The sequence below is a fragment of the Nocardiopsis endophytica genome, assembly GCF_027706725.1.
Taxonomy (GTDB): Bacteria; Actinomycetota; Actinomycetes; order Streptosporangiales; family Streptosporangiaceae; genus Nocardiopsis_A; species Nocardiopsis_A endophytica.
This window is the reverse complement of the sequence record NZ_JAQFWQ010000129.1, coordinates 1-18,864: the sequence shown is the minus strand read 5'-3', so window position 1 is coordinate 18,864 and position 18,864 is coordinate 1. Positions and strand designations below refer to the sequence as shown.

The window sequence follows — 18,864 nt, the reverse complement described above, 5'->3', positions numbered from 1 at the left end:
CTCCTAGCGGTCAGCACACCTACGAGAAGTTGCACTGAACAGTAGAAACCACCGTGGTTTCAGCGTCGTTCCTCCCGAGATCAACGCGGGAGGGGTCAGGACTTCTTGACCGCGATGGTCTCCACCGTGTTGGCCACGTGCTCGAAGGCGTCGGCGGCGGCCTCCAGCTCCTCCACCACGTCCTTGAGCTTCATCACCGTCAGCGCGTCGTACCCGCCGTCGAACAGGTGCGCCAGCAGCCGCCGGTAGATCTGGTCGGCCTGGTTCTCCAGCTGGTTGATCTCGATCCAGTACCGCGCCAGGTCCTTCATGGTGCGCAGCCGGGGCATCGCCTCGGCGGTCAGCTCCGCCGCCCGCTCCAGCACCTCGACCTGGTCGATGATGCCCTTGGGCAGCCGCTCCAGCCGGTACAGGCCGATCAGGTCGACCGCGGCGTCCATCGCGTCCATCACGTCGTCGAGGGACGAGGCGAGCTTGTAGATGTCCTCCCGGTCGAAGGGCGTGGCGGAGCGGCCGTTGAGCCGCCGCATGATGGCGTGGGTGCGCTCATCCCCGGCGTGCTCGCAGGCCCGCATCTTCTCGCCGATCGCGTCGCGGTCGCCACCGTCGCCGATCAGCTCGGCCAGCAGCCGCGCCCCGATGACCAGGTTGTTCGCGGAGTCGGCGAACATCTCGTAGTAGCTGTCATCACGCGGTGTCAGGCGCAGGCGCACATTTGACTCCCGAAGTGCGGTGGGTCGTCCGTATGGATGGTACGGGGATCATTCGGACAAATTGGTCGCACTGTCGGCACGGGCACGTTCACCGGTCGCACGCCGGGCGACCCTCCCCGGCTGCGCGTTCATCCTAACCGCCCCGCTTCGCCCCTTACCTGGCACGGAGCGGCGCCCGCCCTCGGTCGGTACCCGCGGGGAAGGTTCGCGAACGGGACATGAATCACAGGGGAACACCAGAGTGCGCACGGCCCGGCACCCCCTCTCCACGCGCGGGACGCCCGGCGTTCACCGGGACGACGCGACGAGTTCCGCCACTGGACAGTTTCCAGCGACGACGCTGACAGGGCAACCACCCGGGCGGAGACGATTACGCTTCCTTCCATGCCCTCCCGCCCGACCGCCGCCCAGCGGCGCCAGGCCGCCCTGCGCGAAGCGCTCGACGCCCAGCGCGCCGCCCTGGACCTTCCGCCCTACGACGGACCCGACCGCCCCGAGGCCGTGTTGCACGCCTGTGTGGACGCGGTACTGGAGGCCTACACCCGGGACGCGTCCCCCGTGCGGGCCGCCGCGCGCGCCGCCGTCCGCGGCACTCTGGACGAGCTCGGCGCCCGGGCTCCGGGGCACAGCCTGGAGGTGCGGGTGCCGCCGTTCGGCGCCGTCCAGGTCATCGAGGGCCCCCGGCACACCCGGGGCACGCCGCCGGGGGTCGTGGAGACCGACCCGCGCACCTGGCTGGAGCTGGCCGCGGGGCTGCGCGACTGGGACGCGGCGGTCGCCGCGCACGCGGTCGCGGCCAGCGGCGAACGCGCCGACCTGGCGGCGTTCCTGCCGCTGAGGGGCGCCGAATGAACCCCGGGTGGCACACGGGGCCCAAGCAGGCACTAAGCTGAAAGCGTGTCGCAACCCGACGGCCGGCTCAGCATGGACCTCGACCCGTACGAGCGCCCCGCACAGGACGAATGCGGTGTGTTCGGTGTCTGGGCGCCCGGCGAAGAAGTCAGCAAGCTCACCTATTTCGGCCTCTACGCACTCCAGCACCGCGGCCAGGAGTCCGCGGGCATCGCCCTGAGCGACGGCGAGCGCATCGTCGTCTACAAGGACATGGGCCTGGTCTCCCAGGTCTTCGACGAGTCGACCCTGGAGTCGCTCAAGGGCCACCTCGCGATCGGCCACTGCCGGTACTCCACCACCGGCTCGCCCGTGTGGGAGAACGCCCAGCCGACGTTCTACACGGCGCGCGACGGCGGCCTGGCCCTGGGCCACAACGGCAACCTGATCAACACGCCCGAGCTCGCGGCGATGCTGCCGGGCGACCGGCTCGGCGCCACCACCGACACCGAGGTGCTGACCAACCTGCTCGCCCAGGGCGGGGGCCGCACCACCGAGGAGGCGGCGCTCGACCTGCTGCCCAAGGTGCAGGGCGCGTTCTCCCTGGTCTTCATGGACGAGAACACCCTGTACGCCGCCCGCGACCCGCAGGGCATCCGCCCCTTCGTGCTGGGGCGCCTGGGCGGCGGCTGGGCCGTGGCCAGTGAGACCGCCGCGCTCGACATCGTCGGCGCCACCTTCGTGCGCGAGATCGAGCCGGGCGAGATGCTCACCATCGACGAGCGGGGCGTGCGCTCCATGCGCTTCGCCGCCGCCGAGCCCAAGGGCTGCCTGTTCGAGTACGTCTACCTGGCGCGCCCGGACACCACGATCGCCGGGCGCAACGTCAACTCCACCCGGGTGGAGGTCGGCCGCCGCCTGGCCGAGGAGCACCCGGCCGAGGCCGACCTGGTCATCCCGGTGCCCGAGTCGGGCACCCCCGCCGCGGTCGGCTACGCCCGCGGCAGCGGCATCCCCTTCGCCCAGGGCCTGGTGAAGAACTCCTACGTGGGCCGGACCTTCATCCAGCCCAGCCAGACCCTGCGCCAGCTCGGGATCCGCCTCAAGCTCAACCCCCTGCGCGACGTCATCGAGGGCAAGCGCCTGGTCGTGGTGGACGACTCCATCGTGCGCGGGAACACCCAGCGCGCGCTGGTGCGGATGCTGCGCGAGGCCGGGGCCGCCGAGGTGCACGTGCGCATCTCCAGCCCCCCGGTGATGTGGCCCTGCTACTACGGCGTGGACTTCGCCAGCAAGGCCGAGCTGATCGCGGGCAACCTGAGCACCGAGGAGATCCGCGCCTCGATCGGCGCCGACTCCCTGGGCTTCATCGGCCTGGACGAGCTGGTCGCCGCCACCGAGGTGGCCAAGGACCGGCTCTGCCGCGCCTGCTTCGACGGGGTGTACCCGATCGAGGTGGACGAGGCCTCCCGCGGCAAGTACCTGCTGGAGAAGGCCTGCGGCACGCCCAAGGCGGGCTCGCCGGCCTGAGCGGCCCACCGCGCACGGGCCCTGGGCGGGTCCGGTGCGCACCGCACCCGTTGATGAGCTTGAGAGGTATTCCCGTGGCACAGGGCGCCGACCCCGCCGGGTCCCCGTCGGCCTACGCCGCCGCCGGCGTCGACATCGCCGCCGGAGAGCGCGCGGTCGACCTGATGAAGCGGCACGTGGCGCGCACGGCCCGGCCCGAGCAGATGGCCGACGCCAGCGGCTTCGCCGGACTGTTCCGGCTGGACGTGTCCAAGTACACCGCCCCGGTGCTGGCCACCTCGACCGACGGCGTCGGCACCAAGGTGATGCTGGCCCAGGAGCTGGACGTGCACGGCACCATCGGCCGCGACCTGGTCGCCATGGTGGTGGACGACCTGGTGGTCGCCGGGGCCGAGCCGCTCTACATGACCGACTACATCGCCGTGGGCAAGGTGGTGCCCGAGCGCGTCGCCGAGATCGTCGGCGGCATCGCCGAGGGCTGCGCCCAGGCCGGGTGCGCGCTGATCGGCGGGGAGACCGCCGAGCACCCGGGCGCGATGGGCCCCGGCGAGTACGACCTGGCCGGTGCCGCCACCGGCGTGGTCGAGGCCGACGCCGTCCTGGGCCCGGACCGGGTGCGCCCCGGCGACGCGGTGATCGCCATGGCCTCTTCCGGCCCGCACTCCAACGGCTACTCGCTGATCCGCCGGGTGGTGGACGACGCCGGGCTGGACCTGCGCGCGCACGTCCCCGCGTTCGGCCGCACCCTCGGCGAGGAGCTGCTGGAGCCCACCCGCATCTACGCCAAGGACTGCCTGGAGCTGGCCGGGCGCGTCGGGGTGCACGCCTTCGCGCACATCACCGGGGGCGGGCTGGCCGCCAACCTGGAGCGCTCGCTGCCGCCCACCGCCGACGCCGACGTGGACCGCTCCACCTGGGCGCCGCAGCCGGTGTTCGGGCTGATCGCCGAGAAGGGCGCGGTGGAGCGCGCGGACATGGAGTCCGCCTTCAACATGGGTGTGGGCATGGTCGCCCTGGTCGACGGCGCCGACGCCGACGCGGCGCTGGAGCTGCTGGCCGGCCGGGGCGTCCCCGCCTGGCGCGCCGGGACCGTGACGGAGGGGTCCGGCAGGGTGCGCATGCACGGCGCCTACCGGGAGCACGCGTGAGGGGCGCTCCCCGAGGGGAGCGCCCCTCACGCGCTTCCGCAGACAGGCATGGCCGGGACGACCCACCGGAGCGGCTCGGCCCGGCTATGCCTGTCTGCACGCCCGGACGCCCGTGCGGGCGGGGTGCTAGCGGACGTCCTCTGAGCGGTCGGAACCCTCGTCCGAGGGACCGTCGGGTGAGGAGTACCGCTCCGCCAGATCGGCGTAGCGCTCGACCAGGTCGTCGTAAGGCTCTTGATCCGGGCCCCCCGCCGCATCCGACGGCGCCCCGTTCTCGTCCTCAGCGACACCCAGCTCCGACCGCAGCCGATCGAGGTCGGTCCCGCCGGTGCTGTACTTCAGCCTCCGAGCGACCTTCTGCTGCTTGGCCTTGGCTCGGCCGCGCCCCATTGGCTCGACCCCCTCAACGATTGGGTTTGGTGAAACCCCAGATCACTAGCAAAACCGCAATGCCGGGCTGACGACCGTCAGCGCACTGACGACTGGCGCCAGCTTACGTACGGATACAACCGTACCCGGTTTACAACCGACCTGCCTACGCCGCCCACGCCTAACGGGCGCGATACCGCACACGGCCCTCCCCGGGACGGGTGCCCCGGCGCCGTGTCGTATGCCAGGATGCGATCGTGCTCCCCTACACCGCCTATCTCCGCGTATACCAGCCCTTGGAGGCGTTTCCCAGCGCAGAGCGCGCGTACTGGAAGGAGTACGCCGAATCCGCGGACCGGCCGCGCAGGGTCGAGGCGCTGGCGGCCGAGCACCGGGACAGCCTGCGGCGGCTGGCGTCGGCGCCGCCGGTGCCCGCACCCCGGGCCGAGAGCGGCGACGCCTACGTGCGGCGGATGGGCGGGCGCACCTACGTCTGCCCGTGGCAGACCCGGCTGCGCTCCTGGCTGGGGCTGCGCGAGTTCCGCGAGGCGACCCCGGCCCGGCTGCGCCCGGCCTATCTCCCCGACGGCGTGTGCGAGGAGGCCGACGAGGCGTTCCGCCGCTGGCGCGAGCGCGGCGAGCCGCTGCGCACCCGGATCCTGACGAGCACCTGGACGGTGCCGCTGCCGTGGTTCGCGCCGTTCGCCCCCGAGGAGCGGTGCCTGATGCTGGACCGCGGAGCGGACCCGGTCGCGGCGCCCCCTCGCGTCCTGCTGTACGTGACCGAGGTGGCGCGCGCCCGGGAGCGGCTGGAGCGCGTGGTGGGGGTGCTGCAGGAGCACGTGGGCGACAGCGCGCCGCTGGCCGGCGCCGAGCGGCTGGAGGACTGGCTGGCGGCGGTGGCGCACCCCGAGGCGCTGCTGGAGCTGGACTACGGCGGCCTGGTCTACCTGCTCGACGACGAGGCGCTGCGCGAGGACGAGTCGGTCGCCGAGATCGACGCGGCCGTGAACGGGCTGGACAACGGCGAGGACGAGCTGGCGGTGGCGATGTACCAGCGCGTCACCGGGCGCTGGAAGGCGGTCCAGGCCCTGGAGCACGCGAACTAGCCGGGGGACAGCGCGGGACCAACGGAGGGTCACGTGTCGGCACGGCCCCCGTACGGTTCCGGAGCGCCCGGACATGAGATTCCCTCATGTCCGGGACCCCGCGCCACGCCCGGGGGCAACCTGGTGTACCAGGTTTCTCACGCAGGGCCACTAATTTCTTCGCACGTCAGGCCAGGTCAAGCCGGGGCGAGCTTCCCAAGTCGGCATCATCGCCGACGAAAGTGGGCATACCAGTCGATAGACAACCACATAGACTGTGTCCAACCGGTCACCGAGCGCACTCTCGGTAACCGGGAGCCCATGCCACGCGGAGGATCCGGGCATGCCGCAAGGGGGCGGTCGATGGGAGTAGACCTGTACACCGGTCACCGGCCCCCCTCCCGGGGCCACCCGGCCCTCAGGCCGCGACCTGCGGACATCCCCCGCGGCGGCCCGACCCGGAGGGGGTAAACACCCGGTCCTCCGTAGCACTTTCGGTCCGCCGGATCGAGAAAAACAGGGCCGGAGAACGAAGTTTTGACCGAATACGCCACATGCCACTAAACGTGTCGCTAGAATCACTCAGCGTGACGCAGCACTTGGGCGACTTTGGGGCCTCCCATCAGACCAAGTCGCGTTAAGTGGCTGTGCAATCACCTCGGGTGATGCCAATATAGACCTAGAGGGCAATATTGGACATCCGGGCCAAGTGCCAGGATTAAGGCTCAGGATCGGCACACAGATCCAGGAGGAGAGGCCGTACACATGTCAACTCGCACGCCCGAGGCGGAGCCCCTGTTGACCCCTGCCGAGGTCGCCACCATGTTCCGCGTGGACCCCAAGACCGTCACGCGCTGGGCCAAGGCCGGCAAGCTGACCTCGATTCGGACGCTGGGCGGCCACCGCCGATACCGCGAGACGGAAGTGCGGGCGCTTCTGGCCGGGATCCCCAGCCAGCGCTCGGAGTGATCTCCCCGGCTCGTGCCGCATCCGGGGGGAGTAAGCCGGTCCCCGGGGAGGCCCACGGCCTCCCCGGCAGGCGCGTAGCGGCCCCCCGCACCGGGGGCCCGCTTCCGCGTTCCCGGGGGTAGGTCCCGGCGCGGGAGGCGCCCCCGCTCAGGGCGTCGCCGCGATCATCCCGGCCAGGACCGGGGCGCGCCGTCCGGCCTCCTCCGGTCCGATCGAGGCGGGCACGTCGGCCACCGGCCGCCCGTCCTGGAGCACCACCATCCGGTCGGCCAGCCGCCGCGCCACCCGCAGGTCGTGGGTGACCACGACCAGGGTCCGGCCGCGCGCCCCGGCCTCCAGCAGGTCCAGGACGCGCTCCTGGGCCAGCACGTCCAGGCCGCTGGTGGGCTCGTCCGCCAGCAGCACCGACGGGCGCACCGCCAGCGCGCGGGCCAGGGCCACCCGCTGGCGCTCGCCGCCGGACAGCCCGGTGGGGCGCCGCCCGGCGAGCGCCGGGTCCAGCCCGACCCGCTCCAGCAGCTCGGCGGTGCGGGCGGCGGCCTCCCGCCGCCCCGTCCCGGAGGGGAGCGCGTCGGCGACCGCCCGCCCCGCGGTGTGGCGGGGGTCGAAGGAGCTGAGCGCGTCCTGGGGCACCCACCCGAAGCGCCGGCGCAGCGCGCGCCGCTCCCGGTCGGGCAGCGCCCAGGCGTCGGGCACGCCGAAGGCGCCCACCCGCCCCTCCTGCGGGCGGTCGAGCAGCCCGGCCACCCCCACCAGGGTCGACTTCCCGGAGCCGCTGGGGCCGACGACGGCCACCGCCTCCCCCTCGGCGACCGTAAGGTCGACGCCGCTGAGCGCCTCGACACGGCGCCGGCGGCCGCCGAGGCGGCGCACCACCCCCGCCAGGTCGATCGCGGCGCTCACAGGACGCCTCCGGCGGTCCGGGAGGCCGCCACGGCGGCCGCCGCACCCGTCGGCGCCGCGGCGCGGACCAGCTCTTGGGTGAAGGGGTGGCGCGGAGAGCGCAGCACCTCCCCGGCCGGGCCCGACTCGGCGATCCGGCCGCCGTCGAGCACCGCGACCCGGTCGGCCCAGCGCGCGGCCACCGCCAGGTCATGGGTGATCAGCAGCAGGGACCCGCCCGCACCGGTGCGGGCGCGCAGCATGTCCAGGACACCGGCCTGGGTGAGCGGGTCGAGGGCCGAGGTGACCTCGTCCGCGATGAGCAGCCGCGGCTCCAGTACGCAGGCCAGGGCGAGGGCCACCCGCTGCGCCTGGCCGCCGGACAGTTCGAAGGGGTGGGCGTGCCACAGGCGTTCGGGGGCCTCCAGCCCGGCGGCGCGCAGCGCGGCCAGCCCCCGCTCCCGGCGCGCGGCCCGCTCCACCCCGTGCGCCTTCAGGGTCTCCTTCAGGTGCGCGCCGACCGTGACCGTCGGATTGAGGCTCGCCTGCGCCTCCTGGAAGGCGTAGCCGATACCGGGGCCGCGCACGGCGCGCATCCGGCCGGACGGCAGCGCGAGCAGGTCGGCTCCGGTGCCGTCGGCGGAGGTGAAGCGGGCGGTGCCGGAGCGCTCGGCCCCCTCGGGGAGCAGGCCCGTCAGGGCGCGCGCGGTCAGGCTCTTGCCGCTGCCGCTGCGCCCCACCAGGGCGGTCGCCTCCCCGGCGCGCAGCACCAGGTCGAGGCCGTCGACGACGCTGCGCCCGCCGACCTCCACCCGCAGGCCGGAGACGTCCAGGACGGGGGCCGCGTCCGGGGCCGGTGCACCGGCGGTCACCAGGTCCTCCCCTCCCCGGCGCCGGGGCGCTCCAGCCCGGTGGAGACGGCGTTCACGGCGATGATCGTGGCCACGACGGCCCCGGCGGGGAGGGCGACCGTGTACCACTGGCCGGTGAGCAGCAGGGCGCGCGCGTCGGTGAGCATGTTCCCCCAGCTCGGGATGTTCGGCGGGATGCCGAGTCCGAGGAAGCTGAGCGTGGACTCGGTCAGGATGGCGTGGCCGACCTCGAAGGCGGCCACGGCGGCGATCGGCGGCAGGGCGTTGGGCACCAGGTGCCGCAGCAGGATGCGGGTGCGCGAGTGCCCCAGGGAGCGGGCGGCGCGCACGAACGGCCGCTCGCGCAGCGCCCGGATCTCTGCGCGGGCGATGAGGGCGACCGGCATCCAGCCGGTGGCGGCGATCGCCAGCACCACGGTGGTCGGGGACGGACCGGCGACGGCGGCCAGGGTGAGGGCCACCAGGATCATCGGCAGCGCGAGGAGGGCGTCGGCGACGCGGGTGACCACGGCGTCGATCCAGCGGGGCGCGAGCGCGGCGGCGGCGCCGAGGGCGGTCCCTGCGGCGACGGTGAGCACGGCGGCGGACGCGCCGACGAGCAGCGAGTAGCGGGCGCCGTACAGCATGCGGGAGAGCAGGTCCCGTCCGAGCTGGTCGGTGCCGAGCGGGTGGCCCGGGGATCCCGGGGGCAGGCCGGTGGCGGAGGTGTCGGTGGCCAGCGGGTCGTGCCCGGCCAGAAGGGGCGCGAGCGCGGCCGCGAGGGCCATGGCCGTGAGGACCGCCAGCCCGGCGGCGAGCCCGCCGCGCCCCCGCACCCGGGGGGCCAGGAGCGCGGCGGGGGTGGCGGCACGCGGGGCGAGCGGTGAAGCGGTTCCGCTCATGTCACGCCTCCCTGACGAGTCGGACCCGCGGGTCGAGGCGGGCGGCGGCGATGTCGGCCGCCAGGTTGGCCGCCACGACGATCGCGCCGGTGATCAGGACGACCGCCAGCAGCACCGGGTAGTCCTGCGTCTGCGCCGCCTCCAGGGCCAGCCGCCCCATGCCCGGCCACGCGAACACCACCTCCACCGCGTAGGCCCCCGCCAGCAGCTGGGCGACCCCGACGCCGAAGCGCGCCGCGAACGGGACCAGCCCCGGTTTGAGCACGTGCCGCAGGCGCACCGCCCCCGGCGGCAGTCCGCGCGCGTGCGCCGCCGCCACGTGCGGGGACGATCGCACCCGGCGCACGCCGGTCTCCACCAGGCGCACGTAGACGCCGAAGTGGTGGCCGAGGGCCAGGGCGAGCGCCGGAAGCACCACCGATACCGCGACGGTCGCGGCGTCGGGCGGCTGCCCGGGGCGTCCGAGGCCGCCGGAGGGGAACCAGCCCAGCCACACCGACCCCGCGAAGAGCAGCAGCAGTGCGGCCACGAAGCCGGGCAGGCCGCCGAGGGCGAAGACCGCCAGCCCGATGCCCCGGCGCACCGCCTCCGAGCGGGCCAGCCCGGCGGCCAGCCCCAGGGCCACGGCCCCGGCCAGGCTGAAGGCGGTGGCGACGGCGGCCAGCAGCAGCGTCCACGGCAAAGCGTCGGCCACCTGGTCGGCGACCGGGCGCCCGGTCATGTACGAGGAGCCGAGGTCGCCGGTGAGGACCCCGCCGAGCCAGTCGGCGTACCGGACCGGCAGCGGGGCGTCCAGGCCCATGGCGGCGCGCGCCGCCGCCACGTCGGCGTCGGGCACGGGCCGCCCGCCCGACCGGGCCTCCAGCACCGAGCGCGCGGGGTCGCCGGGGGCCAGGTCGAGCATGAGGAAGCAGAACACCGACAGCGCGGCGAGCACGGCCAGCGCCGTGCCCGCCCTGCGGAGCACGAACCCGGTGACGGCGGTCTCCTCTCACTCGTGGCGTGGGCCGGGTGCCGGGCACCCGGCCCCGGCGGTCCTCAGGAGGAGTAGCTCCACTCCTCGGCGTTCCAGAAGAAGCCGTAGCCGTGGTGGGCCAGCGTGCGCTCCTTCGGGCCCTCCAGGTTCTCGGGCACGGCGTTCACGGCGTCCAGGTAGGAGACGAAGACGTAGGGCGGGTCCTCGGCGATCGCGTCCTGGAAGTCGGCGTAGGCGTCCGCGCGCTCGTCCTCGTCGTTGGTGCTCCGGCCGGCCTCCAGGGCGGCGTCGGCGTCGTCGTCGGCGTAGCTCCCGTAGTTGGAGCCGCCCTCGTCCAGGGCCTCGCTGGAGTGGAAGGGGCCGAACAGGGAGGTGTCCGGGTCGTAGGGGGTGCCCCAGCCGATGAGGAAGGCGTCCAGCTCGTCCCACTTGACGGCGTCGCGCGGCTGCGGGTCGGCGGTGACGTCGAAGCCCTGCTCGCGCAGCTGGGTGGCGAGCACCTCGATCATGGAGGCGCGCACGCCGTCCTCGGCGAAGGTGGTCAGGTCGAAGGAGTAGGGCTCGCCGTCCTTCTCCCAGACGCCGTCGCCGTTGAGCTCGTAGCCCTCGTCCTCCATGATCTCCTTCACCCGGTCGGGGTCGAAGGAGTACTCGGCGGCGTCGCTGTCGAAGGGGCTCTTGTCGAGTGGGCCGGAGGCCGGGGAGCCGAAGCCGTGCAGGACGCTGTCGATGACCGCGTCCCGGTCGACCGCGTAGTTCATGGCGGTGCGCGGCCCGGGGTCGGCGAACCGGTCCTCGGCCATGTTGAAGAGGATCCCTCGGTAGTCGGCGGTGGGGAAGCGCTCGGTCCGGTAGCCGTCCAGGTCGAACCCGTCGGCCTGGACGGGCTCCAGGTAGGCGGCGTCGACCTCGCCGTTCTGCAGGCGGATGAGCCGGGCGGCGGCGTCGGGCACGTAGGCGATCGTGACGCCGTCCAGGCCGGGCGCGCCCCCGTAGAAGCCGTCGAAGGCGCTCAGGCTCGCGTACTCGCCGTGCTTCCACTCGTCGAGTTTGAACGGGCCGGTGCCCACGGGGTGCTCGCCGAAATCGGGGTCGTCGACGCCCTTATCGGCGAGCAGGTGCTCGGGGAGGATGCCGTTGGACAGGTTGTCCAGCAGGGCCGGGGTGGGCTCGCTGAGCCTCACCACCACGGTGTCGTCGCCCTCGGTCCCGACGTCCTCGACGTTGGCGTACTTGTTGCTGGTGGGCAGGTCGCCGTCGCGCACCGCCTCGATGGTGAACTCCACGTCGGCGGCGGTGAAGGGCTCGCCGTCGTGCCAGGTGACCCCGTCCCGCAGGGAGAAGGTGTAGGTCCGCTCGTCGTCGCTGATCTCCCAGCTCTCGGCCAGCGCCGGCACCACGTCGTTCCCGGCGTCGTGCGCGGTCAGCCCGCGGAAGACCATCTCGGTGACCGGGTCCAGGTGCTCGTCGACCAGGGCCGGGTTGAACGCGTCGGGCTCGTCGCCCAGGGCGTAGGTGAGCGTGTCGCCGTCGTCGGCGCCGCCCTGCGCGGAGCACCCCGCGGCGATGAGGGCGACGGCCGCGCCGGCGGCGGCCAGAGAACGCGAGCGGATCATTGTTCCCCACTAGTTGCGAACGATTTGCAACTACCAACCTTACGCTCCGGGCGCGCGCCGCACTCGGCGAGGGGCCCACAGCCCCCCGGACACACCGCGGCCCCCGCCCATGACCTGGGCGGGGGCCGCTCCGGGGGCGGCGGGCGCTCAGCCCACGACCCGCCCCTGGACGTACTCGCGCCCCTCCTGGCGCTCCCAGTCGAGGAAGCGCTCGGTCTCGCCCATCAGCCCGGCGGCCAGCCACACCGCGACGAAGGCGTCGTCGGCGAGGCCGAACAGCGGGATGAAGAGCTCGGGGACGAGGTCGACGGGGCTGACGACGTACACGAGCGCCGCCACGAACATCAGCACGCGCGAGACGGGCATGCCCGTGTAGCGGCCGGTGATCCGGGCGCCCAGCATGCGGGGCACCGCCCCGGCGCGCGCCCACAGCGTCGGCTTCCCGGGCTCGATCCCCTCGTGGACCACCTGCCAGGCGGCGGCGCCCGCGGCGGCGCGGTTCGATCTGCGCATCCGACCCCCTCGGTCGTTCTCAGGGCTGGGGGCGTCCCGACCCTCTCCTCACGATATGACGCGAGCGGGGCGGCATCTGTTCCCCCGGGACCGCCCGGCAGGCGTTACGTTGGCCCAATGCCCCACTTCCGCCCGTTCGGCCCCACCGCCCTCGCCGCCGCACTGCTCGTCCCCGTCGCCGGGTGCACCTCGGCCGCGGACGGCGCCGAGCCGCACCCGCACGCGGGCGCGCGCCCCGAGGGGACGGCGGGCGCCGGCGCCGGTTCGGAGGGCGAGGACGGCGGCGGCAGCGGCGCGGGCGGCGGCAAGGCCGACAGCGGCGAGGACGGCGGTAGCGGCGGAGGGGACGGCGGCGACGGGCCCCTCAGCGGGTTCACCGTGGTGATCGACCCCGGCCACAACGGCGGCAACGCCGACGCCGCGGAGGAGATCTCCCGCATGGTCCCCGCCGGGCCGAACGACAAGGAGTGCGACACCGTCGGGGCCGAGGGCGCCAGCGGTTACGAGGAGCACGCCTTCACCCTCGACTTCTCCCTGCACATGCGCGACGAGCTGGAGGAGCGCGGGGCCGAGGTGGTGCTCACCCGCGAGGACGACGACGGCGTCGGACCGTGCATCGACGAGCGCGCCGAGATCGGCAACGAGGCCGGTGCCGACGCCGCGGTGTCGGTGCACGCCGACGGCGGCCCGGAGAGCGGCCGCGGGTTCCACGTGATCGCGCCCGGAGAGCTGGACGGCTTCACCGACGACATCGCCGCGCCCTCGATGCGCCTGGCCGAGGAGCTGCGCGACACCTTCGAGGCGGACTCGGGCGTGCCGACCGCCGACTACATCGCCGAGGACGGGTTGGACGAGCGCACCGACCTGGGCGGGTTGAACATGTCGGACGTGCCGAAGGTGTTCCTGGAGGCGGGCAACATGCGCAACCCCGACGACGCCGAGCTGCTGGAGGACGCGCAGTGGCGGAAGGACGCGGCGGCGGTCGCGGCCGACGCGGTCGCCTCGTTCCTCCTCGCCGAGAAGGGCTGAGCCGAGAAGGGCCGAGCCGAGCGCCTGCTCCCGCGATCCGGCATGATTCGGTGCATGTCCGATCTTCCCCCTCAGCTCTCCCGGCTCTTCGGCCCCGAGCGCCCCTCCTTCGATGTCACGCTCCGCGGTTACGCCCAGGGGCAGGTCGATGCCCTCGTCGACCGCCTGTGGTCCGGCCGGCCCCCGAGCGCGCAGGAGCTGCGCGGCACCGCGTTCGAGGTCGTCCTGCGCGGCTATGACCAGGCGCAGGTCGACGCCTTCGTCGAGCGGGCCGCGGCCCACCTGGAGGGCGGCGCACCCGACACCCCTGACACCCCCGACGCCCCTGACGACACTGACGACACTGGATCCGGCTCCCAGGCCGCCCCCGACGAGGCGCCCGAGTTCGACATCGTCCTGCGCGGATACGACCGCTCGCAGGTCCAGGAACTCCTCGACCGGTACCTCCGGGGCGACCCGTCGCTGACCGCCGGGGAACTGACCGGGCACCGCTTGGCCACTGTGCTGCGCGGCTACCACCGCGGACAGGTCGACGCCTACCGGGCGGCCGCCGCGAACCGCCTGCAGGGCCGCTGAGCAGCCGCTCGGCACCGCGCGCACCGGGGCGGAGCGGGCGTACCTACCGATGAGTCGGCACAATGGGTGCATGCCTCTGACACCCGCCGACATCAGGAACAAGCGCTTCACCCTGGTGCGCCTGCGCCCCGGATACAACGAGGACGACGTCGACGCGCTCCTGGACCGGATCGAAGAAGCCTTCGCCGCGCTGCAGCGCGGCCGCGCCGAGGAGCCGGTGATCACCGCCTCGGAGGTGGAGGAGTCGGTCTTCCGCGGCACCCGGCTGACGCCCGGGTACAAGGAGGACGAGGTCGACGACTTCCTCGACCAGGTCGTGTCCGAGCTGCGCGCCGCCGGGCTGTCGCGTCCGGGCGACATGCCGCGGCCCGGCGCGGGCGCCACGGCCGCCCCGGTCGACGCGGGTGCACCGGTCCCGCCCCCGCCGCCCCCGCCGGTGCGCGGCGGTTCCGGCGCCGCGTCCGGAGACGCCGGCGCCCCCCGGCCCCCGCACGGGGCCGCGCGGGGGGCGATGACACCCGAGCAGGTGCGGAACAAGCGCTTCGCCACCACCCGCCTGACCACCGGCTACAACGAGGACGAGGTGGACGCGTTCCTGGACAGCGCCGAGGTCACCCTCGGGGCGCTGCTCGACGGGCGTCCGGACCGGGCCCTGCTCAGCGCGGCCGACGTGGAACGGGTCCGCTTCTCGACCACACGGGCGCGCCCCGGCTACGACCCGGCCCAGGTCGACGCGTTCCTCGACGAACTCGCCACCGAACTCCGCAGACACGAGACGGGCGGGCACTGAGCACCGCCCGCGCGGCGGACCTCACGGTCCTTCCCCGGCGGAGACGGGTCCCCGTAATGTAAGGAACGCTGGACATCGTCACTACTCGCTGCTGCCTTCCCGCCTCAGGAGGTGGCGCAGCATGGGAAGCGCTTTGATCGAGCAGAAGCCCGAGAAGCAGAAGGCCGAGAAGAAGTCCCCGCGCACCACGGCTCCGCGCGCGAAGGCCCCCGAGCCGTCCGAGCCCCCTGAGTCCCCTCAGACCCAGGAAGCCCAGGAGGCCGTAGAGGCCCCCTCACCCACGCCTTCGCGGGCCGAGTCACGGTGGGAGCTCCTGCTGCGCACCTGGCAGGAAATCGACATGCCCGACGGTTGGCGGGCTGAGATCCGTGAGGCAGGAATCGTCTTGGTCCCCCCACCCGCCCCGGCGCACAACGACATAGCCGCTCTCATCAGCGCCCAGCTCCATGACGTGCTCCCTAGGCACATCGCCATTCACCAGGGGACCCCTGTCGTCATCCCCGACCGAGAACGAATGCGCGCACCCGACCTCATGGTCTTTCCTCGGAGCGCGCTCCCCCAGAGGCGCGGGGATGGTGTCGACCCTGCGGAGGTCCTCCTCGTCGTCGAGATCGCCTCCAAGAGCAACGCCGACGATGACCGCACCGCCAAACGGTACGAGTACGCAGGGGCCGGGGTCCCGCTCTACCTGCTCATCGACGGCTACGACTCGCGCGGCTCGTCCATCTCGCTCTTCTCCACTCCCCGTGACGGCGACTACGACGGCCGGACGACCGTCGAGTGGGGGAAACCGATCGAGCTGCCCGAGCCGTTCGGATGCTCGCTGGAGTCCTCCGAGTTCCGGGTGCCGCTGGACTGACGCCCGGAGCACTACGCCGCGACACGCCCGGGCCGTGACCGTTCCGGAGCCGTTCGCGCGTCGCCGAGCAGCGCCGATATCGCCGCCGACGCCCCGCATCCGCCCGCACCGACGCGTTCGCGGGGCCGTTGCCCCTAGGGTGGGCACCGGCGCGGAGCACTGCGAATGCGAACATCCGTTCGATACTCTGCCCCGGTGAGTCTCTTCAACGAACGGATCGACGTCCGCACGACCTCTTCCGGCCGCCCCTCCCTCTTCGCCTGGCGGGGGCGCCTCTACCGGGTTCAGCGCGTCATCGGCCACTGGGAGGGCGACGTCGACCTCGTCCGCGTCGCCGCCGAGTCCGATCAGGGCGAGCCCAGCATCGCCGACATCTCGGTCGACCGCGCCACCGAGGACTGGACGATGCGCCGCCACTGGAGCTGACCGGGCCGAACGGGGGCCGCCCACCCGGATCGGCCCTACGATGGTCGGCGTGCGCATACTCGTGGTCGAGGACGACGACCGGGTCGCGCGCGGGCTGGTGACGGCGCTGCGCAACGCCCGGTACGACGTCGAGCGCGCGGCGACGGCCCAGCGCGCGCTGGAGGCGGGCCCCGCCGACGTCGTCCTGCTCGACCTCGGGCTGCCCGACGCCGACGGCATCGACCTGCTGCGGCGGCTGCGCGAACGGCCCGGCACGGCGATCATCGCCGTCACCGCCCGCGCCGAGGAGCGCGAACGGGTGCGCGGCCTGCGCGCCGGCGCCGACGACTATGTGGTCAAGCCCTTCGGCATCGCCGAGCTGCTCGCCCGGGTGGAGGCCGTCCTGCGCCGCACCCGGGCCGAGCGGGCCGCCGCGCCGCCCGGCGCCCCGCTGCAGGTCGGGGCGCTCGCCGTGGACCCGGGGCTGCGCCGCGCCGAGCTGGACGGCGCACCGCTCCCGCTCACCCGCAAGGAGTTCGACGTGCTCGCGCTGCTGACGGCGCGGGCCCCCGCGGTGGTGGGCCGGGACGCCATCCTCGACCAGGTGTGGGGGACCGCATGGGAGTCGTCCTCGCGCACGTTGGACACGCACATCGCCGCGCTGCGGGGCAAGCTCGCCGGGGCGGTGCTGATCCGCACCGTGCGCGGCGTCGGCTACCGGCTGGCCCCCGCGGGCGAGGGCGACTGAGCGGGGCCGCACCGTGCTGCGCCGCCTGCTGGCCCTGCTGGTGCCGATCGCCTTCCTGATCACCGCCTCGCTGGCGGTGCCGCTGGGCGCGGTCACCGCGCAGCGGCAGACCCAGGAGATGTACGTGGACCGGCTCAACGACGCGGGCCGCTTCGCGTCGCTGGGCTCCACCGCGCTGCGCACCGGCCGGCTGGAGGGGCTGCGCGGGGAGGTGGAGCGGTACGAGGACCTGTACGGCGCCCGGGTGGCGGTGGTCGACCCGTCGGGGCGCCCGGTGCTGGCGTCGTCCCCGGAGGCGGCGCGCGCGGCGCAGGGGCAGGAGGAGGCCCACCGGGCGCTGGGCGGGTTCCGGCCGGAGCCGCCGACGGCGGTGTGGCCCTGGTCCACGGACGACCTGGTGATCGCCGAGCCGATCGGCCGGGACAGCGGCGTGGAGGGGGCGGTGCTGCTCTCCGCGCCGACGGAGCGGCTGCGGGAGCGGATCCTGGGCTCGTGGGCGCTGCTGGGCGCGCTGTCCATGGTGCCGTTGGGGGTGCTGTCGGCGGTGGCCTGGCCGCTCTCGCGGTGGGTGCTCCGCCCGGTGCGGCGGCTGGACGAGGCGACCGCGGCGATCTCCGAGGGCGACCTGTCGGTGCGCGCCGACCGGGTGGGCGGGCCGCCGGAGCTGCGCCGCCTCGCGGCGTCGTTCAACGCGATGGTGGACGCGGTGGAGCGGGCGCTGCACCGGCAGAGGGCGTTCGTCTCCGACGCCTCGCACCAGCTGCGCAACCCGCTGGCGAGCCTGCGGCTGGCGGTGGAGAACCTGGAGCCGCACGTGAGCGGTGAGGACGCGCGCCAGGCGCACACCGACGCGGTCGAGGAGGCCAAGGCGATGCACAGGCTGCTGAACTCGCTGACGGCGGCGACCCGGATGGAGAGCTTCCGCGCGTCCGAGCCGGTCGAGCTGGACGAGGTGCTCGCGACCCGGCTGACGCGGTGGCGCGCGCTCGCCGAGGTGGAGGGCATGGACCTGGAGACCCGCGTCCCGGAGGGGATGCGCGCGCTGGCCCCGCCGGGCGGGTTGGGCAGCGTGCTCGACGAGCTGATGAGCAACGCGATCCGCCTGTCAGGCGGCAGCAGGATCCGCCTGACCGCCTCCGAGGGCGACGCCGAGCGCACGCCGGCCGACCGCCGCGGGGCCGACCGCCGCGGGGACGACCGGGCCCGGGCCGGAGGAGGCCGGGGGGCGGTGGTGCTGCACGTGGCCGACGACGGGACCGGTCTCGACCCGGAGGAGCGCCGAAAGGCCCTGCAGCGCTTCTGGCGGGGCCCACGCCACCAGAACGTGGAGGGTACGGGGCTGGGCCTGGCCATCTGCGCCGACCTGGTGGAGTCGGCCGGCGGCTCCCTGCGCCTGTTGCCGGGCCTCCCCCGCCCCGACGGTGGCTTCGGCCTGGACGTAGAGGTCCGCCTCCCGAAAGCGTGAGGGCCCTGGCCCATGGAGGGGTCTCACGCACCGATGCTGTCAGGCGGCAGGCGCGTACGTGGTCGGCGTGGTTGGCGGCGACAGGAGTGATCCAGGCGCTTCCCCGGCCAAACCACCCGTCCGTCCGGTTGCCCTCAGTTCAGGCAAACGGCTGAGCCGACCCCCGCGCAAGGACCCCAGCCGGGCGGCGGGCCGACGGAGCGCCAGGTAGGGGCAGCGACGAAGAGAGGCCGGCGGCCCTCGGCGCAGCGTCGTCGGCCACAGCGCGCGCGGGCGGTCACCGGGAAAGCAGCGACGGAGAGAGCAGGGCGGTTCCCCGGCGCTGCCTGCCGTCCGAAAGGCCCCTCGCGGTCCGGGTAGGCGGCTGGGCTGGTACCCCGCTTCAGGGCCCCACCCGGGCGGCAGGCCGACGGAGTGTCGGGTGGGAGGGCGGCGACGGCGGAAGCGGGGCGGGTCCCCGGCCTTGCCTGCCGTCCGGCGGGCCCCTCGCGGTCCGGGCGGCGGCGCGGCCAGGTGGGTGCGTGGCTGTCCGCGCCCGTGGCGGCCGTGGGCCCGGTGCGCCCCTGCCCGGCGATGATCTCGACAAGAGTGCTGTCATTCCGGC

General features: G+C 74.0%; 20 protein-coding genes. 12 read left to right on the top strand and 8 right to left on the bottom strand.

All coding sequences use genetic code 11. The annotated features are described in order from the left end of the window. Window positions 1-95: 95 nt before the first annotated feature. A complete protein-coding gene (locus tag O4J56_RS28350) occupies window positions 96-713 on the bottom strand; it encodes a DUF47 domain-containing protein (protein ID WP_270678267.1) in 618 nt (205 codons plus the stop codon). A gap of 384 nt (window positions 714-1,097) precedes the next feature. Between O4J56_RS28350 and O4J56_RS28345 the strand changes: the two genes are divergently transcribed. The 3 genes from O4J56_RS28345 to purM all read left to right on the top strand — a co-directional run bounded on the left by O4J56_RS28345 (window position 1,098) and on the right by purM (window position 4,222). Beyond that, the gene (locus O4J56_RS28345; protein WP_270690043.1) at window positions 1,098-1,565 is read left to right on the top strand and encodes a sterol carrier family protein; all 468 of its coding nucleotides are present in this window, start codon (window positions 1,098-1,100) and stop codon (window positions 1,563-1,565) included. Window positions 1,566-1,637: 72 nt separating this feature from the next. Further along, complete coding sequence (gene purF, locus O4J56_RS28340) at window positions 1,638-3,074, top strand: amidophosphoribosyltransferase (RefSeq protein ID WP_408639185.1); 1,437 nt, start codon at window positions 1,638-1,640, stop codon at window positions 3,072-3,074. Window positions 3,075-3,148: 74 nt separating this feature from the next. Continuing rightward, window positions 3,149-4,222 carry a phosphoribosylformylglycinamidine cyclo-ligase gene (purM, locus tag O4J56_RS28335; RefSeq protein ID WP_270690040.1) on the top strand — a complete coding sequence of 358 codons (1,074 nt, stop codon included), beginning with the start codon at window positions 3,149-3,151 and terminating at the stop codon, window positions 4,220-4,222. A gap of 126 nt (window positions 4,223-4,348) precedes the next feature. Here the strand turns inward: purM and O4J56_RS28330 are convergent, their stop codons facing one another. Next, the gene (locus O4J56_RS28330) at window positions 4,349-4,612 is read right to left on the bottom strand and encodes a DUF3073 domain-containing protein (RefSeq protein ID WP_270690039.1); all 264 of its coding nucleotides are present in this window, start codon (window positions 4,610-4,612) and stop codon (window positions 4,349-4,351) included. A gap of 236 nt (window positions 4,613-4,848) precedes the next feature. Here O4J56_RS28330 and O4J56_RS28325 point away from each other — a divergent pair, with 236 nt between their 5' ends. Together O4J56_RS28325 and bldC are read left to right on the top strand one after the other, a co-directional pair. Then, on the top strand, window positions 4,849-5,700 hold the full coding sequence (locus tag O4J56_RS28325; protein ID WP_270690037.1) for a serine/threonine-protein kinase: 852 nt from the start codon (window positions 4,849-4,851) through the stop codon (window positions 5,698-5,700). A 744-nt stretch (window positions 5,701-6,444) separates the two neighbouring features. Further along, window positions 6,445-6,648 carry a developmental transcriptional regulator BldC gene (gene bldC / locus O4J56_RS28320; protein WP_011293174.1) on the top strand — a complete coding sequence of 68 codons (204 nt, stop codon included), beginning with the start codon at window positions 6,445-6,447 and terminating at the stop codon, window positions 6,646-6,648. A gap of 147 nt (window positions 6,649-6,795) precedes the next feature. On the opposite strand, the gene O4J56_RS28315 is transcribed toward bldC, so the two are convergent. The 6 genes from O4J56_RS28315 to O4J56_RS28290 all read right to left on the bottom strand — a co-directional run bounded on the left by O4J56_RS28315 (window position 6,796) and on the right by O4J56_RS28290 (window position 12,388). Beyond that, window positions 6,796-7,551, bottom strand: coding sequence for an ABC transporter ATP-binding protein (locus O4J56_RS28315; protein WP_270690035.1), 756 nt, complete (start codon window positions 7,549-7,551; stop codon window positions 6,796-6,798). Next, entirely contained in the window at window positions 7,548-8,402 is an 855-nt protein-coding gene (locus tag O4J56_RS28310) for an ABC transporter ATP-binding protein (protein ID WP_270690034.1), read from the bottom strand. Before O4J56_RS28310 ends, O4J56_RS28315 begins: the two co-directional genes overlap by 4 nt. Further along, on the bottom strand, window positions 8,399-9,283 hold the full coding sequence (locus O4J56_RS28305; protein WP_270690033.1) for an ABC transporter permease: 885 nt from the start codon (window positions 9,281-9,283) through the stop codon (window positions 8,399-8,401). The genes O4J56_RS28310 and O4J56_RS28305 overlap by 4 nt, the downstream gene beginning before the upstream one ends. A 1-nt stretch (window position 9,284) precedes the next feature. Next, window positions 9,285-10,250, bottom strand: coding sequence for an ABC transporter permease (locus tag O4J56_RS28300; RefSeq protein ID WP_270690031.1), 966 nt, complete (start codon window positions 10,248-10,250; stop codon window positions 9,285-9,287). A gap of 71 nt (window positions 10,251-10,321) precedes the next feature. Next, window positions 10,322-11,875 (bottom strand): ABC transporter substrate-binding protein, encoded by a 1,554-nt coding sequence (locus O4J56_RS28295; protein ID WP_270690029.1) that lies wholly within the window; start codon window positions 11,873-11,875, stop codon window positions 10,322-10,324. 147 nt (window positions 11,876-12,022) lie between these two features. Next, the gene (locus tag O4J56_RS28290) at window positions 12,023-12,388 is read right to left on the bottom strand and encodes a YkvA family protein (RefSeq protein ID WP_270690027.1); all 366 of its coding nucleotides are present in this window, start codon (window positions 12,386-12,388) and stop codon (window positions 12,023-12,025) included. A gap of 117 nt (window positions 12,389-12,505) precedes the next feature. Between O4J56_RS28290 and O4J56_RS28285 the strand changes: the two genes are divergently transcribed. The 7 genes from O4J56_RS28285 (at window position 12,506) to O4J56_RS28255 (ending at window position 18,260) form a co-directional block, all read left to right on the top strand. After that, on the top strand, window positions 12,506-13,417 hold the full coding sequence (locus tag O4J56_RS28285) for an N-acetylmuramoyl-L-alanine amidase (protein ID WP_270690025.1): 912 nt from the start codon (window positions 12,506-12,508) through the stop codon (window positions 13,415-13,417). A 54-nt stretch (window positions 13,418-13,471) separates the two neighbouring features. Beyond that, window positions 13,472-13,993: a DivIVA domain-containing protein gene (locus O4J56_RS28280; RefSeq protein WP_270690023.1), complete on the top strand. Its 522-nt coding sequence runs from the start codon at window positions 13,472-13,474 to the stop codon at window positions 13,991-13,993. Window positions 13,994-14,063: 70 nt separating this feature from the next. Then, complete coding sequence (locus tag O4J56_RS28275) at window positions 14,064-14,783, top strand: DivIVA domain-containing protein (protein ID WP_270690022.1); 720 nt, start codon at window positions 14,064-14,066, stop codon at window positions 14,781-14,783. Window positions 14,784-14,904: 121 nt separating this feature from the next. Further along, complete coding sequence (locus tag O4J56_RS28270; RefSeq protein WP_333563830.1) at window positions 14,905-15,642, top strand: Uma2 family endonuclease; 738 nt, start codon at window positions 14,905-14,907, stop codon at window positions 15,640-15,642. A gap of 195 nt (window positions 15,643-15,837) precedes the next feature. Then, window positions 15,838-16,068: a DUF6504 family protein gene (locus O4J56_RS28265; RefSeq protein WP_270690021.1), complete on the top strand. Its 231-nt coding sequence runs from the start codon at window positions 15,838-15,840 to the stop codon at window positions 16,066-16,068. A gap of 40 nt (window positions 16,069-16,108) precedes the next feature. Continuing rightward, window positions 16,109-16,795, top strand: coding sequence for a response regulator transcription factor (locus tag O4J56_RS28260; RefSeq protein WP_270690019.1), 687 nt, complete (start codon window positions 16,109-16,111; stop codon window positions 16,793-16,795). A 13-nt stretch (window positions 16,796-16,808) separates the two neighbouring features. Continuing rightward, a complete protein-coding gene (locus tag O4J56_RS28255) occupies window positions 16,809-18,260 on the top strand; it encodes a HAMP domain-containing sensor histidine kinase (RefSeq protein ID WP_270690018.1) in 1,452 nt (483 codons plus the stop codon). Window positions 18,261-18,864 lie beyond the last annotated feature (604 nt).

Coding starts and splice junctions, on each gene's coding strand:
- O4J56_RS28345 (WP_270690043.1), top strand. CDS start 1,098: ATGCCCTCCCGCCCGACCGCCGCCCAGCGGCGCCAGGCCGCCCTGCGC.
- purF (WP_408639185.1), top strand. CDS start 1,638: ATGGACCTCGACCCGTACGAGCGCCCCGCACAGGACGAATGCGGTGTG.
- O4J56_RS28330 (WP_270690039.1), bottom strand. CDS start 4,612: ATGGGGCGCGGCCGAGCCAAGGCCAAGCAGCAGAAGGTCGCTCGGAGG.
- bldC (WP_011293174.1), top strand. CDS start 6,445: ATGTCAACTCGCACGCCCGAGGCGGAGCCCCTGTTGACCCCTGCCGAG.
- O4J56_RS28305 (WP_270690033.1), bottom strand. CDS start 9,283: ATGAGCGGAACCGCTTCACCGCTCGCCCCGCGTGCCGCCACCCCCGCC.
- O4J56_RS28295 (WP_270690029.1), bottom strand. CDS start 11,875: ATGATCCGCTCGCGTTCTCTGGCCGCCGCCGGCGCGGCCGTCGCCCTC.
- O4J56_RS28290 (WP_270690027.1), bottom strand. CDS start 12,388: ATGCGCAGATCGAACCGCGCCGCCGCGGGCGCCGCCGCCTGGCAGGTG.
- O4J56_RS28285 (WP_270690025.1), top strand. CDS start 12,506: ATGCCCCACTTCCGCCCGTTCGGCCCCACCGCCCTCGCCGCCGCACTG.
- O4J56_RS28280 (WP_270690023.1), top strand. CDS start 13,472: ATGTCCGATCTTCCCCCTCAGCTCTCCCGGCTCTTCGGCCCCGAGCGC.
- O4J56_RS28275 (WP_270690022.1), top strand. CDS start 14,064: ATGCCTCTGACACCCGCCGACATCAGGAACAAGCGCTTCACCCTGGTG.
- O4J56_RS28270 (WP_333563830.1), top strand. CDS start 14,905: ATGGGAAGCGCTTTGATCGAGCAGAAGCCCGAGAAGCAGAAGGCCGAG.
- O4J56_RS28260 (WP_270690019.1), top strand. CDS start 16,109: ATGGTCGGCGTGCGCATACTCGTGGTCGAGGACGACGACCGGGTCGCG.